We start from the raw sequence: 17,537 nt of genomic DNA, 5'->3' as shown, positions 1-17,537 counted from the left end.
TTTTTTACATTAAAAAGAGCTTACTTTTTAAATTCAAAATTTCTTAATTACAATTCATATCATGAAAAAATATATAAAAATTCTTGGGTTATTAGCTATAACTGCAATTCAGTTTTCGTGCTCAAGTAATGATTCAACAGATACAGAAACGGTTGCTCCGCCAGATGCAAGTGATACTTTTATCAGGGCATCAGATGTTTCTTTTCTTCCTCAAATGGAATCTTTAGGAACTAAATTTTATAGCAACGGAAAAGCGGAAGGAATGCTTACAACGCTAAAAAATGCAGGTTGCAATACAGTTAGAATTCGTTTATGGAAAAATCCTGTAAATGGACGTTCTGGTTTAAGTGAAGTAAAACAGTTAGCTCAAAAAGCAAGACAAGCAGGTTTAAGAGTTTGGCTTACCGTTCATTATTCTGATGATTGGGCTGATCCAGGAATGCAGACTACTCCGGAAGAATGGAAAAATTTATCTTTTACTGAGTTAAAAAAAGCAGTTTCGGATTATACAGCAACAATAATTTCAGAAATCAATCCAGATATTATTCAAATTGGGAATGAAATCAACAGCGGATTACTGTGGCCACAAGGACATTTAATTAATAACGAAGAACAATGTTTAGCTTTATTAAGTGCTGCAAGTGCAACAGTTCGAAGCAAAGCTCCAAATACAAAAATAATGATTCATTATGCAGGTGTAGATGGAGGAAGTACAGATTGGTTTTTCAACAAAATGAAAAATGTTGATTACGATTATATCGGACTGTCTTATTATCCGGTTTGGCATGGTAAAGATTTAGAAGTAGTAAAAAATACGATTAATGCTTTAGGGAGTAAATTCAGTAAAAAAGTCTTGATCGCAGAAACGGCTTATCCTTTTACTTTATTGCATAATGACCAAACGAATAATATTGTTGGGACAAATGATCAGCTAGTGCCTGGATATCCGGCAACTCCAGCGGGACAGAGAACTTTTGTCACGGATATTAAAAATATAGTAAAAACATCAGAATTCGGACAAGGATTTGCGTATTGGGGAGGTGAATGGGTTGCTTTTAAAGGACCTCAGTCAACAAGCGGTTCTACATTCGAAAATCAAGCTTTATACAGTTTTGATAACAATGCGTTATCAGTAATGCAAGCTTTCAGTAAAGACTAAAACATGAAAAAATCACTTAAAAATGTTTCCTTATTAATGCTAGTTGCCATTTTATTTGCTTCCTGTAAATCAAAAATGGCAACTGAAAAATATTCATTTTCTAAAGGAGCAGATGTTGGCTGGCTACCGCAAATGGAGGCGACAGGATATAAGTTTTACGATACAGACGGTTCTGAGAAAGACTGTCTTCAATTATTAAAAGATCGTGGAATAAATACCATCAGATTGCGTGTTTGGGTAAATCCAAATGATGATAAAGCCAGTGGACATTGCAGTCCAGAAGAAATTGTTGTCATGGCAGTTCGAGCGCAAAAAATGGGAATGCGAATCATGATCGATTTTCATTACAGCGATTCGTGGGCAGATCCGGGAAAACAGAATAAACCAGCTGCATGGGCAAAACATTCTTTTCCAGAATTGCTAACTGATGTTTACCAACATACTTATGATGTTTTAAAATTGTTGAAAAAAGCTGGAGTAACGCCAGAATGGGTTCAAGTTGGAAATGAAATCCCAGGTGGAATGCTTTGGCCAGAGGGAAGCACAGACAACTTTAACCAACTGGCGCAATTGCTTAATAAGGGATATGAGGCGACAAAAGCTATAGATTCAAAAATCAAAGTAATTGTTCATTTGGATGAAGGAAATAAAAATGAAAAATTCAGATGGTTTTTTGATAAAGCGACTGAAAATAAAGTGAAGTATGATATAATTGGTCTTTCGTATTACCCTTTTTGGCTCAAAACAGATTATAAAGAAAACATTTCAGATTTAGAAAATAACCTGAAAGATATGGCTTCTCGATACAACAAAGAAGTTATGGTTGTCGAAGTTGGCGGTGATTATACATTAGAACAAAACACCAAAGAAATGCTTGAAGCTACTATAAAAGCAGTAAAAAGCGTACCCAACAATAAAGGTTTGGGAGTTATTTACTGGGAACCAGAAGGCGAGAAAAGTTGGAGCGGTTATCAGCTTAACGCTTGGCTTCCTGACGGAAAACCATCACCAGCATTAGATGCTTTCAAAAATTAAATAATCAATTAAATTTTACCATTAAGAAAGTAAGAGGTTTAAACTTTATTTACTTAATTTCTTAATGGTAAAAAATAAGACAGAAAATGAAATCAATTTTTAAATCAGTACTATTCATATCTCTATTATTTTTTTCGTCTGGAAAAGTTATGTCACAATCCAAAACGGTTATTTTAAAAGATAACTGGCTTTTTTCTAAAGAAGTGAAAGGAGATGCTTTTTCAATAGATTTTGATGCTTCAAAATGGGAAAAAGTTACTGTACCTCATGATTGGGCTATTTATGGTCCTTTTGATAAAGAATGGGATAAACAGGTTTCGGCAATTGAACAAAACGGAGAAACAGTTCCAACTGAAAAAACGGGACGTACAGGAGCGCTTCCACATATTGGTACAGGATGGTATCGAAATAGATTTACAATCCCAGACTTTAAAAAAGGGAAAAAAGCACTTCTAATTTTTGAAGGTGCAATGAGTGAGCCTCAAGTTTTTTTAAATGGAAAAAAAATAGGAGAGTGGGGTTATGGATACAGCTATTTTTATATTGATATTACTAATGATCTTTTGGTTGGAAAAGAAAATATATTGGCAGTAAAATTGACTAATAAGCCATTTTCTTCAAGATGGTATCCAGGAGCAGGTCTTTATAGAAAAGTTAGCATTGTGGTGAACGAAGAAGAAAATTTTGCGCAATGGGGTACTTTTATTACAACGCCTGAAATGAAAGGCAATAATGCGAATGTTGACATTAAAGCAGAGTTTAATGGAAGCAACGTATCAATGGTAACTGAAATAAAGGATGCTAGTAATAATGTGGTAGCAACACAAAAAAGTACAGAAGCAGTAAATCGAAAATTTCATCAAATAATTGAAGTTGCTAATCCTCATTTGTGGAGTCCAGAAACACCTTATCTCTATACAGCGGTAACCAAATTATATGCAGCTGATGGAACTTTAAAAGACGAGCAAAACATAAAGTTTGGTATACGATTTATTAAATACGAACCCAAAATAGGATTTAGTCTTAATGGTAAAGTGACCAAATTCAAAGGAGTTTGTCTTCATCATGATTTGGGTCCACTTGGTGCGGCTGTAAATAAAGCAGCTCTTCGAAGACAGCTTACAATTTTAAAAGATTTGGGCTGTAACGCGATTAGAAGTTCTCATAATATGCCTTCTTTTGAACAGCTTGAATTGGCTGATGAAATGGGATTTATGTTTCTTGCAGAAAGTTTTGATGAATGGGCAAAGCCAAAAGTAGAAAACGGATATCACCGCTTTTTTGAACAATATGCCGAGAAAGATATTGTAAATTTAGTGAGAGCTACACGAAATCATCCGTCTATTGTAATGTGGAGTTCCGGAAATGAAGTCCCAGATCAATGGGGAGCTGAAGGGGTAAAACGTGCTAGATGGCTACAGGACATTTTTCACCGTGAAGATCCTACAAGACCCGTGACTGTTGGTATGGATCAGGTAAAAGCAACTATGGAATCTGGTTTTGGAGCTTTGCTCGATATTCCGGGATTAAATTATAGAGTGCATCTTTACGAAGAAGCGTATAAAACATTTCCCCAAGGATTTATCTTAGGGTCAGAAACGGCATCAACAGTAAGCTCAAGAGGAATTTATAAATTTCCTGTTGTGCAGGCAAAGAATAAACAATATGATGATTTTCAAAGTTCGTCGTACGATCTTGAAGCATGCGACTGGTCCAATGTTCCTGATGAAGATTTTGTTCTTCAAGATGATAAACCGTGGGTTATTGGCGAATTTGTATGGACTGGTTTTGATTATTTAGGAGAACCTACGCCTTACGATGAAAAATGGCCATCAAGAAGTTCTTATTTTGGAATTTCAGATTTAGCAGGACTTCCTAAAGACCGTTTTTATCTTTATAGAAGCAGATGGAATACTAAGGACAAAACGCTTCACATACTGCCACATTGGAACTGGAAGGGAAGGGAAGGAGAAATCACTCCTGTTTTCGTTTACACTAATTATGACAGTGCAGAGCTTTTTGTTAATGGAAAAAGCATGGGGATTCAGAAAAAAAACAATTCAACTCCACAAAACCGTTATCGTTTAATGTGGAATGATGTAAAGTATGAGCCAGGAACTGTAAAAGTTGTTGCATTTGATTCAAATGGAAAAATAGCTGCTGAAAGTGAAGTTAAAACAGCCGGAAATCCTTATAAAATTGTACTAAATGCAGATCGCGAAACTATAAAAGCTGATGGCGAAGATATCTCTTTTGTAACAGTTTCAGTAGTAGATAAGAATGGAATTCCGTGTCCTATAGCAAATAATGAACTTCAATTTAAAGTAACTGGGGCAGGAACTTACAGAGCGGCATGCAATGGCGATGCAACATCATTAGAAATATTTCACCATAATAAAATGAAACTTTTTAGTGGTAAACTTGTGGTGTTGGTTAAAGCAATTCAGACGGCAGGCGCAATTCAACTGGAAGTGACGGGTAAGGGACTTCAAAAAGGTAAAATAAATTTAAAAGCAGAACATTGATGATTAGGCAACTATAAATTTTGAGTTTTTAGAATGTTAGTAATTTCGATGTTGAGGGAGAGTTTTTTATTTAAACTCTCCCTAACTTTTTACTCAAACCATCAAAAGAGGTATATGAGGTTTTTATCAAATAGAGAAATTGCCTTATTTTTTTATATTAAAAAGACAATAACTTGGATATCATTTAGACCTTATTTTGTTTTCTTTTTTTAATTATTTTTTTGACAATAATGTAAAGGCCAACGATGGCTAGAAAATGAATTAAATAAGATTTAGGTTCGCTGTTTCCAACTACTGAAAAAATACGATTCCACCTGATTTTATTTATGCCTTTGCCGTCTTTTTCCCAACTGAACCAAATGAATACAGGTTTTCCAATTACGTGGTCAAAAGGAACATATCCCCAAAATCTGGCATCTAAAGAGTTTTGGCGGTTATCGCCCATCATCCAATAATAATCCTGTTTAAAAGTGTATGAATTGCTAATTCTACCGTTTATTATAATTTTGTCCCCTTTTACTATTAAAGTGTTTTTCTCATATTCCTGAATGATTCTCTTATAAAAAGGCAGTGTTTTTAAATCCAATTTTACTGTTGCACCTTTTTTTGGAATATAAATTGGACCGAAATTGTCTATGTTCCAGCCTAAAGAAGAATCATGAGGAAAAACATCTCCGTCTGTTCCCTTTGGAGTTAAATATTTTGTGACGCTTTTTACCATTGGATTCTTTGCGATCAAAGCAGCTTCTTTATCTGTCAATGTTAAAAAATATTGCCCTTTATCAGTTTGAGCAAAAAAGCCATTGTTGTATTTCATGCCTTCTCTGGCACCGTACATATTTACAAGAGCTTCTTGACCAATTGTTTGCCCTTTTGTATCAACAAAAAAGTTATACTGTGGTTTCGCACTTTCAGGCATTACGCTCAATTTTCCATTAATATAAATATCGCCATTACGAATTTCTAAAGAATCACCAGCTATTCCAACGCACCTCTTTACTAAATTTGTTTTCTTATCAATTGGCTTATAATAATTTCGATCAGGATGAAAATTATCCATATCACGTAATGTGTCTGCTGGCTGATTAAATACAACAATATCGTTGCGTTCTATTTTTTCTATTGCAGGAAATCTAAAGTAAGGTAGCTGAAACTTGTTTAATAATGATGTTTCTTTTTTTGTCTCATCGTCATTAAATAAATACGATTTTCTATTTAAAACAGGAATTGTGTCATGAACCATTGGCAATGCGATGGTGGTCATGGGAGTTCTTGGCCCATAATTAATTTTACTTACAAATAAAAAATCCCCAATATATAAAGTCTTTTCTAGTGACGAAGAGGGAATAGTAAAAGGCTGAATAATATAGGTGTGAACTAGAGTAGCGACAATAATTGCAAATAAAAGAGAACTTACCGTATCTGCTCCTTTAGATTTAGAATTGAGATCTCTATTCTCAATATAGACAAGATTTTCTGATGTATAATTTAAAAAAGTGATGTAGAATCCTAATGTCAGAACAACTAGTATAGTATCAACCATCGAGTTTTTTCCAAAACTTCTAATTGTTTCTACCCAAACTACAGGAATCATTATAAGATTGATAATTGGTAAGAATAATAGAAAACACCACCATTGTGGGCGGTTGATAATTTTCATTAAAACAATTAAATTATAAATTGGAATAAATGATTCTATAGCCTTTCTGCCAGCCATTAAGTAAAGCTTCCAAGTAGATAGTCCATGAATAATCTGCATAATTAAAATGAAAATAAGCCATTCTGATAAATTCATATTTTGCGTTTTTTGTGTTTAAATGGAATGAGGATAAAAAATAAACAGGATATTCAATTAAAATAATTAGTTATATGTAGTCTTTTTCTAATTATGTTACAAAGTAGCTAGGGAATAAATTATTTGGTTGAATTAAGTTTAGAGGTGTTTAGAAGAATTTTATAATCGCGAGATTTTATGGTTTCACCTCATTAATTTGATTCTAACCAAGAGGATCGCTAAATTTGGAATAAATCCGTAAGATTTATGAAAAGGAAAATTTCGTTTTATGCGCTTCATTTGTGTTTGTGTTTGGCTTTTTTATTTCTGCCTTATGCATTTACATCATCAAAAACCATTTTTACATGGCCAGATTTGTACTCAAATGTACACGACCGAATCTATTTCTTTATTTATTTCAGTTTATTGTGTTTCTTCTATTTTAACTACTATTATTTAATTCCGAAATATTATTTTAAAAACAAGCGGTTACTTTATTTTATAATGATTGCTTGTTTTCTTTTATTTTTTCTTTGGATATCAAGATTTCTAGATCATCCAGATCATAATTTTTTAGATTTTAGACCTCATCCAAGAAGTTTTTCTGGCGATCCAAAACCATTCGAAGGAATAAAACTACCACCTGATTTTCGAGGAATGCCTCCGCATCCAATGTCTTTTGATACAATGGGCGGACCACCAACACAGTATGGACATACAGCACTTGTGTATTTACTCGGAGTGATTTCGAGTCTGTTATTTGCTATTTCTGGAAGGTTGCAAAATGTAGAAAAAGAAAAAATGAAATCGGAACTTGCTTTTTTGAAAGCGCAGATTAATCCGCATTTTTTGTTCAATACACTTAATAGCATTTATGCGCTGGCTTTAAAGAAAGACGATAGAACTCCAGATGCTGTCATACAGCTTTCTGAACTTATGCGTTATATAATTTCGGAAGCTAATGAGGAAGTAATTGATTTAAGCAAAGAAATCAATTATATAAACAGTTTTATTTCACTCCAAAAAACGCGTTTGGGTAATACTGCTAAGGTTGATTATCAAGTTAGCGGAAAGCCATTTGGTAAATCGATAACCCCGCTTATTCTAGTTTCATTTATCGAAAATGCTTTTAAGCACGGCGTAAATCCAGATCAAACTTCTGAAATTGGTATTCATATTGATATTTTAGAAGATATGCTTAAGATGGAAGTATCTAACAAAAAAACATTTTCTGTCAAATCTGAAACGGGCATTGGTTTACAAAATACAATTGAAAGACTAACGTTATTATATTCAAACAGGCACCAGCTGGAAATTGAAAATAGTGCTGATAAGTATATTGTAAAATTAAGCATCAAAGTATGATAAAAGCAATTGCATTAGATGATGAACCTCTGGCATTAGAAATTCTACAGAGTTTATGTGCAGAAATTGAATATATCGATCTGCAGAAAACGTTTTCAAAATCTGAAGAGGCTTTTAAATACCTTAAAAAATACCCAGTTGACCTGTTATTTTTAGATATAAATATGCCTGCCATTTCAGGATTGGATTTTTATAAAAAACTGCCACATAAAACAATGGTGATTTTTACAACGGCTTATTCACAATATGCTGTTGAGGGATTTACATTGAGTGCCACAGATTATCTTTTAAAACCAATTTCTTTTTCTCGATTTCAGCAGGCCGCCGAGAAAGCTTTGCAGCAATGGAAATATCAGAATCAGAATTTAGAACAGCAGCATCTTTTTATCCGTGCCGATTATAGTCTGGTTAAAATCCTTTTTTCGGATATTTTATACATAGAAGGTTTAGATGATTATCTTAAAATTCATATTCAAAATCAAAAAACAGTTGTAACGCGAATGACTTTGAAAACCATACTTCAAAAATTACCAGAAACAGAATTCGTTCGTGTGCACCGTTCCTTCATTGTTCCTGTTTCTAAAATAGAGAGAATAAGGAATAAAATCATTTATATAGATCAGGCAGAAATACCAATAAGCGCTAGTTTTGAAACCGCTTTTTTTGATTTTTTAAGCAAAAAACAATAAATTTTTATTGAACTAATTTTACTACAAAATATTTTTTCTTCTCGGTTTACCTCATAATTATTGCTGATTACCTCAAACTTTTTTCGCGATTATAATTTCAGATAATTTTACTTAAAAAATACTGTTCATTATTTAAATGATTATAACAAAAAAAAAACAAGTGAATATGAAAAGAAAAGATTTTTTAAGAGGTTTAGGTTTAGTAGGAATAGGTTCATTTGCTATTCCAATCCTAAATGCATGCAGTAAAGATGACGATTCTGAAAGCACATCAACAGACACCAATACGGATAGCGATACGGCTACCGACACAGGATCTAATTCTGGTTCTGGAGACTGCTCTGTAACTTCTTCCGAAACGGCTGGTCCATTTCCGACTATTACGCCGTCTTCTTTAGTAAAATCAGATATTATCATGGACAGAACAGGAGTTGCTTTTAAGATCAATATTACAATACAGAATACAAAAGCAAGCTGTGCGGCTTTAAAAGATGCTATTGTAGATATCTGGCATTGCGATAAAGATGGATATTATTCTGAGTATGGAGGCACTTCTATGCAGTCTGTTAACTACACTTCGTCGCATTTTTTAAGAGGAAGACAGACTACAGACGAAAACGGATTAGTGACTTTTACATCTATATTTCCAGGCTGGTACACAAGCCGTGCAACACATATTCATGTTCATATTTATAATTCTAGCGGAACTTCATTATTAGTAACTCAAATTGCATTTCCTGAGGGTTCTGGCAGTGCAGTAGCTTTGGTAAATGCATCAACAGCAAACGGATATACAAAAGGATTGTCAGGCTACACATATAACGCTTCTGATAATGTTTTTTCTGATTCAGTTGCCAATGAATTAGCTGAAGTTACAGGAAGCGTTTCAGAAGGTTTTGTTTTAAAACACACGATTAAAGTTGCGGCTTAAAAACCTTTAAGTTAATTAAGATGATTAAGCAGATTCCAACACAAATATATAAGTCAGAAGCAAGAGGAGTTTTTAAAACAGAAAACCATAATTGCTTTGCCACTTTTAATTTTGCAGATTATCAGGATTTGTCCAGAAAACCATTTGGGACATTACAAATTTTGAATGAAGAAATACTTGGTCCAAATCAGCGTATTAATGTAACAGTTAAGGAGAACACCAATGTTGTTATTTTGCCATTATTTGGAGGAGTAGAATATTCAGATAATCATCTTAAATCGGAATTTTTAAGAGTTGATCAGATTAAGTTATTGAAAGTTTCAAGCGAAATGTCTTTTGAAATATTTAACCCGTATGAAAATGAAATCGTAAGTTATCTACAGATTGATTTTCTACAAGATTTGCAATTTTATCAAAATCACTCTGAACTTTCAGAAATCGATTTTAGTACTAGAAATAGAATGTCGTCTTTATTCGAAATTGGAAAAAATGCTGGTTTTATAGGTGTTTATGATGGTAGAAAGCATGGTTCTTATACTTTAAAAGATACTAAAAATGGTGTTTTTGTATTTGTGATTAACGGCGCTTTCGAAGTAGAAGACAGACTTTTAGAAGCAAAAGATGGTTTAAGTCTTAAAAAAGTAAGTGCAATAGAATGGGAAGCTCTTTCTGAAAACGCTGTTTTGCTGGTTTTTGAAGTTGCCTTAAAATAAATTGGAATATAATACATGGAAATATCAAAAATAAGGCTTGCATATCGTGTAATTATTGATAGTTCTTCTACAATATTATGGGATAAATATGTTTTTGAAGATACTTTTAAAGAATATAAAATGCAGAGCCAGCAGTTTAATTCTTCTGAAAATCCTAGAAATACTTTCAGGGAATTATTGTTTGAGAATGAAAAAGCTTCACAACTGCATTTTCTAGTCGGAATTGCTGCCGATGGATACGTTCAGCAGTTAAAGGGTAATTTTCATAGAGTTTCAGATGTGCTAGGAAATCAGTATTTTCCGTTTATTAATTATAAACTGGACATTATTAACAGTGATATTACAGATCATTTAAAACATAAAATAGGAATTACATTTTATTCTCCGCTATTAACTTATTTCGGAATTATTGATGGAAATTATGTAGTATCTAAAAATACGGATAATACAAACGAATATGAGGTTATTATGTTTCCAACAAGACAAAATCTGTCCATTTGTTTTATCCAAAAAGAATAGCATTTCATCTTTTTCATCTGGAATAATTTTAGAATAAAATATAAACACAAAAGAATCTGTTGCAAAGAATAAACTGCAACAGATTCTTTTGTGTTTTTTCTGAACTTTAAAAGTTAATTAAAGTTTTTTTGAAGATCAATAATGGTCTGATTGGGAACATCAAGATTTACAAAACCTCTTCTAGGTCTGTCTAGATCAAGAGTAAAGAGAATTACAAGAGATACTAGAAGACAGAATCCAGTTTCGACTAGCCAATCTACTTTTCCTTTTCTAGCGTCTGAATATCCGTTATAGAAAGCTGTAATGGCAGAAAGGAAAAATAACATTACCAGAATGCTTTGCGGAACTTTCGCTTTTTCGCCGGCAAGACGTGATGATGTAACGTCGATCATCGTATTCAGAGCAGGAATCATTTGCTGTGTAGCTGCCAAGTTTTTTGGATCTTTAGACAGTTCCGCAGTACGCTTCCATAATTTGGATGAAATTACTTGGGAGAGACTGTCGGCTTTTAGAATCTTTTTTAAATCTGGGCCAGCAGCATAATAGTCAATTCTTGCATCTACATATTCTTTAAAATCCTTACGAAGTAAAGTCCGAACAGAATCTGGATAAAGGTCGCAGCGAAGTAGTGCGGTACCTATATCATTGGCTTCTTCAACCACTATTTTTCTTCTCGAATCATATCGCTCGCTACTCATTCCGAATGTGAAGGCAAGCAAGAAGAAAAGCAGGGCAGTTAGCGCGGAAGTTTCTGAAGCTTTTTCCTCAGAATCTTTTTCGTTGCGCTTACGACTTCCAATTGTCTTTCCAATAAAAACAGAAAAAAGCATTACGATAAAAAGCAGAAGAGCAATGAGCCAAGCTTCAGCGTTAATTAGCATATTAGATTCCATTATTATACTGTTTTAGTTAAACCAATTTTTATATAAAGATGGAAAAAAAATGTTTACAGTATATCAAAATCCGGTTTCAGATTATAATCTGGAACAAGCTTTCACTATTTTACTTAAGAACGTGGTTTAGATAAATTTCTATCGTACATGACAATAGTTCCAGCCACAGCTACATTTAAACTTTTTTCTGATTTGAATTTTACTAAATGATGGCATTTTTCCATTACTTTTTTGGATAAGCCATGATCTTCTGCTCCTAATATATAGACACAGCGTCTTGGATGTTCAAAGGTTTCTAAGTCAGAAGCTTTATCAGATAATTCAACCCCAACTAATCTTGCTCCTTTTGGTAAATTTTCAAAAAAAGCTTCAAAAGTATCGTAGTGAAAATAAGGAATTGCTTTTACTGCATCATGAGTATCACAAGCTTGTTTTGCATATCGATTACCTATAGTAAATATAAAAGTAGCGCCTAAATTTTGAGCAGATCGCCATAAAACACCTAAGTTTTCAGGCGTTTTTCCATTTTGTATTCCTATGCCGAAGTATTCGTTTATAAAATTGTCATTCATAAAGGCAAAAGTACAAACTGAATATACATAAATCAATATTTTATTGAGTTGAAAGAATGTAGTTTTGATTTGAGATTAGATATTTTCTATTAAATCTGGAGGTTAACGAATCAATTTTTAAATGTTATAAGATTATTAAAAGAAATACTGCTCGAATTTTCGTTGAAATAAAAAGATTCTTTTTATTAAATTTATATGATTAAAAATATTTTCTTTTCTAAAAGCCTTTTGTAAAATACCATTTGACCCGTATAAGTAAACGTAATTAGGAAATAGCCCAAAAATAGATTTTGTCTATTTTAGAAGTGTTATTTATGATTCGTTCTCATATCTTTCTGTTTCATTAGTTAGTAATTTAGTAAAAAATAAAAAATTTAAACTTATGGATAATCAATCGAATGACATCAGCAAATGCCCTTTTCATAATGGGAGTATGGACAAACAAGCCGCAGCAGGAACAAAGAATCTTGACTGGTGGCCTAAACAGTTAAAGGTAAACATCCTGAGACAGAATTCATTATTATCAAATCCGCTGGATAAGGATTTTAATTATGCAGAAGCTTTTAAAACCTTGGATATTGAGGCACTGAAGAAAGATTTACATGCTCTTATGACTGATTCACAAGATTGGTGGCCTGCTGATTTTGGTCACTACGGAGGTCTTTTCATAAGAATGGCATGGCACAGTGCAGGAACTTATCGCGTGCATGATGGACGAGGCGGTGCAGGAGCAGGACAACAGCGATTTGCGCCTCTTAATAGCTGGCCTGATAATGTGAGTCTTGATAAAGCGAGAAGATTGCTTTGGCCAATCAAACAAAAATATGGACAAAAGATTTCGTGGGCCGATTTGTTGATTCTAACAGGAAACGTTGCCCTAGAATCAATGGGGTTTAAAACATTTGGTTTTGCAGGAGGACGTGTAGATGTATGGGAAGCCGATGAATCTGTATATTGGGGATCTGAAACTACATGGTTAGGTGGTGATGAACGTTATAAAGATGGTTCCGAAGGTGTGCCGAAAGATCATGGTGTAGTATCATCAGATGATGACGCAGATGGTAATATCCATAGCAGAAATCTTGAAAAACCTCTTGCGGCAGTACAAATGGGACTTATATATGTAAATCCAGAAGGTCCTGATGGAAATCCTGATCCTATTGCGGCAGCAAAAGACATAAGAGATACCTTTGGCCGTATGGCGATGAATGATGAGGAAACGGTAGCGTTAATAGCTGGAGGACATACCTTTGGAAAAACTCACGGAGCGGCTTCTTCTGATAATGTGGGTAAAGAACCTGAAGCAGCTGGTTTAGAATTACAGGGATTGGGATGGCAAAATAGTTATGGTTCAGGAAAAGGTTCGGATGCTATTACAAGCGGACTTGAAGTTATTTGGACAAAAACACCAACTCAGTGGAGTAATAACTTCTTCGAAAATTTATTTGGTTTTGAATGGGAGCTTTCTAAAAGTCCAGCAGGCGCACATCAATGGGTAGCAAAAAATGCTGAGGCATTTATTCCGGATGCTTTTGATGCTAACAAAAAACATCTTCCAACGATGCTTACTACAGATTTATCTTTAAGACTGGATCCAGCTTATGAGAAAATATCACGTAGATTTTTAGAAAATCCTGATGAGTTTGCTGATGCTTTTGCTAGAGCATGGTTTAAATTAACACATCGTGATATGGGACCAAAAGCCCTTTATCTTGGATCTGAAGTACCAGCAGAAGAATTATTATGGCAAGATCCAATTCCAGAGGTAAATCATGCCCTAATTAATGATAGTGATGTAGCTCAACTAAAAGAGAAAATTCTAAATTCAGGATTGAGTGTATCTCAGTTGGTTTCAACAGCGTGGGCTTCGGCTTCTACTTTTAGAGGATCAGATAAGCGAGGTGGTGCAAATGGAGGCCGCATAAGACTTGCGCCTCAAAAAGATTGGGAAGTAAATAACCCATCTGCATTAAAGGTTGTTTTGGATAAATTAGAAGCTATCCAAAAAGAATTTAATGATGCAAATGGAGACAAAAAAGTTTCACTGGCTGATTTGATAGTTTTAGGAGGATCGGCAGCTGTTGAGAAAGCTGCTAAAAATGCGGGAGTTTCAGTAACAGTGCCTTTTTCTGCTGGACGTATGGATGCATCTGCAGAGCAAACAGATGTTGAATCATTTGGATATCTTGAACCAAAATCGGATGGTTTTAGAAATTATAGAAAAACAAAATCAACGGTTTTAACAGAAGAACTTCTTATAGATAAAGCACATTTATTAACTCTTACTGCACCTGAATTAACGGTGCTTTTAGGAGGACTTCGCGTTCTGGATATTAATGCAGACGGAAGTAAAAATGGTGTTTTTACAAACAGACCTGGTCATTTGACAAATGATTTCTATATCAATCTTTTGGATATGAATACGGAATGGAAATCAGTTTCTAATGATAAAGAACTTTATACAGGAAACGACCGAAGCACTGGACAGCCAAAATGGATTGGAACTCGCGCTGATCTTGTTTTTGGATCAAATTCAGAACTAAGAGCAATCGCTGAAGTATATGCTGCTTCTGATGCACAGGAAAAATTTATAAATGATTTTGTTGCTGTATGGACTAAAGTAATGAATCTGGACAGATTTGAATTAAAATAATTTAGTTTTAAATACTAAGCTTATAAGAGACGCCATAATTGGCGTCTTTTTTTATCACTTATGTTTAAATAAATCTTTATACATGAAGTTTTTTCTAGATTATTTTTTATGATTGATATAGGGAGAATTGAAGAAATAATAAGAGAAAGAAAGTTTATATAAAATTAAAAGGCGGTTGATTTATCAACCGCCTTCCATTATCAACCGCAAAGTAAGTTGCTTAGTATTCATTAAGGCTTTACTTTTTTTAATGAAAAACCTAATTTTAATTGAATTCCAGCAGATAAGTATTTAGTGTCCTGAACTATTTTTCTGTTTCCAGCAACACCATTTGCTTGGGAATTTGTAATTCCATTTGAATTATATGTCACAATATTACTATTCGGATTATTTTTGACAAAATCGGATGGGCCATAATCTGCATAAATACCAGTGTATAATTGTAAATTTTCTTTTAACTTAATAGTTACTCCCGTTTCAGCGCTTACTAGAAAGATGGTATTTAAACTTGTAGAAGTTTCATCTTGCCAATTGGTTACTTTCCCAAAACCATGTGCAGGCAAATTATCTATTAGAAGATCTGAGTCGGGATAATAACCGCTCATTTGGAGTTCATCAGCAGAAGCTTTAATGTTCTGTTTTCCAGAAAATAAAACTTTATAACCAAATCCTAAATACCATTGCAAATTGGCAGAAAGGAGAGTTCTGAATTGCGCAAGAACTGGAATAGCAAAAGAAACAAAGTGCTGTTTTTCCTGATAGTTTTTTACTGTTACTCTATATTCAAAAGCAGAAGTTTGATCATCAATTTCATAAGAATTGATAGTTGTTTCATTGTCTATTTTGAATTTGTTATAGTTGTTGTTGACTTCAAAACCAGTACTTATTCCCCAATGTTTATTGAAGAAATAAGTATATCCGATTCCTAAACCTCCACCAGCTTGTAACTGGCCGTTTCCAAGTGTGCTTTCGTATAAAATTCCTGAAAGGCCACTTTTAAGTTTAACATTGATCTCCTGCGCTTGTAAAGTGCTGTATATTAAAAATATTCCTATTACTGTTTTAAATTTCATCATAACTAATTTTGAATTGAATGTCTTTTTACTTTACCAAAAGATTAATTGTTTTCTGTTCGCCATTTGATAAAACCAACATCAAAACATAAACTGCTGTTTGTGAAGGTGCAGTAATCTGGTTTTGTGCTTTTAAATTAGAAACAGTTTTGATTAGTTTTCCATTTATATCAAAAATGCTTAATGATGCTCCGTTAAGAAGTGTTTCATTAAAGTTACAGTCTAAAGTGAATACGTTAGATGGTTTTACAGGATTTGGATATAATTTCAATGTGTTACTGAAGGTCGTTTCCAAAGCTTCAAAAGGGCAAGATTTTATAGCTTTTCCTTCTTTATTTATTGCAATGACAAAATAAGTGCCATTTAAAGTCTGGTTTTCACTGTAATATTGTTGTGTCGCACCAGAAACTGCCATTCCATTTTTATACCATTGCCAAGAAACAAATTCTTTTGAATGATTATCAAAGACAAGAACATCAGCCCATTTCTGTGTTATAAGTCCTCCGTTGCTTACTTCGATTGATTTTATTACTGCGGAAGCTGCATTGTGATTTTGATCGCCATTCTGCGAAGCCGTAATTGTTGTATTTCCTGAATTTTTTATGTTTAAAACATCTCCTGAAATTTGGGCAATTTCGTTATTGTCTATAGAATAAGTTATTGGCAATCCACTGTCTGCAGAAGCGTTAAGAATTGAAGAATTTTGAGTCTCACAGCCAAATTCTAAGTTTTGATTCCAAGTAATAATTTGGTCTGCTTTTGTGATTTCAAAAGAAGCTCCTTTAAAAATAATAGTATAATCTGCGCCAGCATTTATAGTGCCCAAATTAATATTGTATGTTCCTACATTTTCACCCAAATCTCTAGAAAGACTTCCTTTTATAATGGAATCAGTATCACCATTGACAAGTCCTGATATCGTATAACTTAATACAGGATCAGCTGTTCCGTAGACTTTTGTATGTCCCGAGGAAGCAGTAATAGAAAGCGTGTATTTTTCAGTTGTAAAACTAATTTCGTTTCCATAATTAATATAACCGTTACTGTTTAAAGCATAAGTTCTAACATAATAAGTAGCGTTCCCTTTAAGATCTTTTAAAGCCGAATTTAATATACCTAAAGAACTTCCCAAATTAATTTTAGTATCAGTTATTAAAGGATTAGTATGAAGTGCATAAACAAATCCAGTTTCGCTAAGGCAATCTCCTTTATCTTTGCCAATTCCATCAGAAGAAGCAGTTCCTGATAAAACTGCTGTAGAAATGGTAATATTTTCTGCTGATGACGTGCTTAAAACAATCGGTTCAGTAGGCTGATTAATGATAACTGCAAGTGTGAAAGTACAAGAATTAGAATCTGTAATGGTTACATTGTAATTTCCAGCTGTAAGACCGTCTGCAGTAGCTGTAGTTCCTCCATAAGGAGCCCATAAATAATTATAAATTCCGCTTCCTCCCGAAACATTTACAGTAGCCGAACCATTGTTTCCGTTATGACAAGAAACGTCAGTTATTGCAGCAGTTACATTTAATGCTTCAGGTTCATTTATTGTAATTGTTTTAGTAAGTGAACATGAGTTAGTATCGGAAATCGTCACCATATAAGTTCCTGCAGTAAGTCCGTTAGCCGTTTCAGA

The 17,537-nt window shown here is 33.7% G+C and carries 14 protein-coding genes; 9 read left to right on the top strand and 5 right to left on the bottom strand.

All coding sequences use genetic code 11. The features are described from left to right. Positions 1–61: 61 nt before the first annotated feature. The 3 genes from OD917_RS21400 to OD917_RS21390 all read left to right on the top strand — a co-directional run bounded on the left by OD917_RS21400 (position 62) and on the right by OD917_RS21390 (position 4,719). A complete protein-coding gene (locus tag OD917_RS21400) occupies positions 62–1,159 on the top strand; it encodes an arabinogalactan endo-beta-1,4-galactanase (protein WP_263525413.1) in 1,098 nt (365 codons plus the stop codon). 3 nt (positions 1,160–1,162) lie between these two features. After that, positions 1,163–2,194, top strand: coding sequence for an arabinogalactan endo-beta-1,4-galactanase (locus OD917_RS21395; RefSeq protein ID WP_263525412.1), 1,032 nt, complete (start codon positions 1,163–1,165; stop codon positions 2,192–2,194). A gap of 86 nt (positions 2,195–2,280) precedes the next feature. Next, on the top strand, positions 2,281–4,719 hold the full coding sequence (locus tag OD917_RS21390) for a DUF4982 domain-containing protein (protein WP_263525411.1): 2,439 nt from the start codon (positions 2,281–2,283) through the stop codon (positions 4,717–4,719). Positions 4,720–4,903: 184 nt separating this feature from the next. On the opposite strand, the gene lepB is transcribed toward OD917_RS21390, so the two are convergent. Beyond that, positions 4,904–6,514: a signal peptidase I gene (lepB, locus tag OD917_RS21385; protein ID WP_263525410.1), complete on the bottom strand. Its 1,611-nt coding sequence runs from the start codon at positions 6,512–6,514 to the stop codon at positions 4,904–4,906. Between the two features lie 246 nt (positions 6,515–6,760). Between lepB and OD917_RS21380 the strand changes: the two genes are divergently transcribed. The 5 genes from OD917_RS21380 to OD917_RS21360 all read left to right on the top strand — a co-directional run bounded on the left by OD917_RS21380 (position 6,761) and on the right by OD917_RS21360 (position 10,710). After that, positions 6,761–7,858, top strand: a complete 1,098-nt coding sequence (locus OD917_RS21380) for a sensor histidine kinase (protein WP_263525409.1) — start codon at positions 6,761–6,763, stop codon at positions 7,856–7,858. Further along, positions 7,855–8,547, top strand: coding sequence for a LytR/AlgR family response regulator transcription factor (locus tag OD917_RS21375; protein WP_263525408.1), 693 nt, complete (start codon positions 7,855–7,857; stop codon positions 8,545–8,547). Before OD917_RS21380 ends, OD917_RS21375 begins: the two co-directional genes overlap by 4 nt. Positions 8,548–8,713: 166 nt before the next feature. Further along, positions 8,714–9,478, top strand: coding sequence for an intradiol ring-cleavage dioxygenase (locus OD917_RS21370; protein WP_263525407.1), 765 nt, complete (start codon positions 8,714–8,716; stop codon positions 9,476–9,478). Between the two features lie 20 nt (positions 9,479–9,498). Further along, positions 9,499–10,191 carry a hypothetical protein gene (locus OD917_RS21365; protein WP_263525406.1) on the top strand — a complete coding sequence of 231 codons (693 nt, stop codon included), beginning with the start codon at positions 9,499–9,501 and terminating at the stop codon, positions 10,189–10,191. A gap of 15 nt (positions 10,192–10,206) precedes the next feature. Continuing rightward, the gene (locus OD917_RS21360; protein ID WP_263525405.1) at positions 10,207–10,710 is read left to right on the top strand and encodes a hypothetical protein; all 504 of its coding nucleotides are present in this window, start codon (positions 10,207–10,209) and stop codon (positions 10,708–10,710) included. Positions 10,711–10,823: 113 nt separating this feature from the next. Here the strand turns inward: OD917_RS21360 and OD917_RS21355 are convergent, their stop codons facing one another. Further along, a complete protein-coding gene (locus OD917_RS21355; RefSeq protein WP_263525404.1) occupies positions 10,824–11,603 on the bottom strand; it encodes a hypothetical protein in 780 nt (259 codons plus the stop codon). Between the two features lie 113 nt (positions 11,604–11,716). Beyond that, positions 11,717–12,175, bottom strand: coding sequence for an RNA methyltransferase (locus OD917_RS21350; RefSeq protein ID WP_263525424.1), 459 nt, complete (start codon positions 12,173–12,175; stop codon positions 11,717–11,719). Between the two features lie 382 nt (positions 12,176–12,557). Between OD917_RS21350 and katG the strand changes: the two genes are divergently transcribed. Then, the gene (gene katG, locus OD917_RS21345) at positions 12,558–14,828 is read left to right on the top strand and encodes a catalase/peroxidase HPI (protein WP_263525403.1); all 2,271 of its coding nucleotides are present in this window, start codon (positions 12,558–12,560) and stop codon (positions 14,826–14,828) included. A 230-nt stretch (positions 14,829–15,058) separates the two neighbouring features. On the opposite strand, the gene OD917_RS21340 is transcribed toward katG, so the two are convergent. Both OD917_RS21340 and OD917_RS21335 read right to left on the bottom strand, forming a co-directional pair. Next, a complete protein-coding gene (locus OD917_RS21340; RefSeq protein ID WP_263525402.1) occupies positions 15,059–15,904 on the bottom strand; it encodes a PorT family protein in 846 nt (281 codons plus the stop codon). 25 nt (positions 15,905–15,929) lie between these two features. Beyond that, positions 15,930–17,537 (bottom strand): MBG domain-containing protein (locus OD917_RS21335; RefSeq protein WP_263525401.1); only part of this gene is annotated, 1,608 nt, incomplete at its 5' end.

Origin of the sequence: Flavobacterium sp. SH_e (assembly GCF_025717045.1) — a bacterium.
Classification (GTDB): Bacteria; Bacteroidota; Bacteroidia; order Flavobacteriales; family Flavobacteriaceae; genus Flavobacterium.
The sequence above is the reverse complement of the archived record's forward strand: the minus strand, read 5'-3'. Positions and strand labels throughout refer to the sequence as shown.

Bases quoted from the DNA above. Each gene is read 5' to 3' on its own strand.
- OD917_RS21400 (WP_263525413.1), top strand. From the start codon at position 62: ATGAAAAAATATATAAAAATTCTTGGGTTATTAGCTATAACTGCAATT.
- OD917_RS21395 (WP_263525412.1), top strand. From the start codon at position 1,163: ATGAAAAAATCACTTAAAAATGTTTCCTTATTAATGCTAGTTGCCATT.
- OD917_RS21390 (WP_263525411.1), top strand. From the start codon at position 2,281: ATGAAATCAATTTTTAAATCAGTACTATTCATATCTCTATTATTTTTT.
- lepB (WP_263525410.1), bottom strand. From the start codon at position 6,514: ATGAATTTATCAGAATGGCTTATTTTCATTTTAATTATGCAGATTATT.
- OD917_RS21380 (WP_263525409.1), top strand. From the start codon at position 6,761: ATGAAAAGGAAAATTTCGTTTTATGCGCTTCATTTGTGTTTGTGTTTG.
- OD917_RS21375 (WP_263525408.1), top strand. From the start codon at position 7,855: ATGATAAAAGCAATTGCATTAGATGATGAACCTCTGGCATTAGAAATT.
- OD917_RS21370 (WP_263525407.1), top strand. From the start codon at position 8,714: ATGAAAAGAAAAGATTTTTTAAGAGGTTTAGGTTTAGTAGGAATAGGT.
- OD917_RS21365 (WP_263525406.1), top strand. From the start codon at position 9,499: ATGATTAAGCAGATTCCAACACAAATATATAAGTCAGAAGCAAGAGGA.
- OD917_RS21360 (WP_263525405.1), top strand. From the start codon at position 10,207: ATGGAAATATCAAAAATAAGGCTTGCATATCGTGTAATTATTGATAGT.
- OD917_RS21355 (WP_263525404.1), bottom strand. From the start codon at position 11,603: ATGGAATCTAATATGCTAATTAACGCTGAAGCTTGGCTCATTGCTCTT.
- OD917_RS21350 (WP_263525424.1), bottom strand. From the start codon at position 12,175: ATGAATGACAATTTTATAAACGAATACTTCGGCATAGGAATACAAAAT.
- katG (WP_263525403.1), top strand. From the start codon at position 12,558: ATGGATAATCAATCGAATGACATCAGCAAATGCCCTTTTCATAATGGG.
- OD917_RS21340 (WP_263525402.1), bottom strand. From the start codon at position 15,904: ATGATGAAATTTAAAACAGTAATAGGAATATTTTTAATATACAGCACT.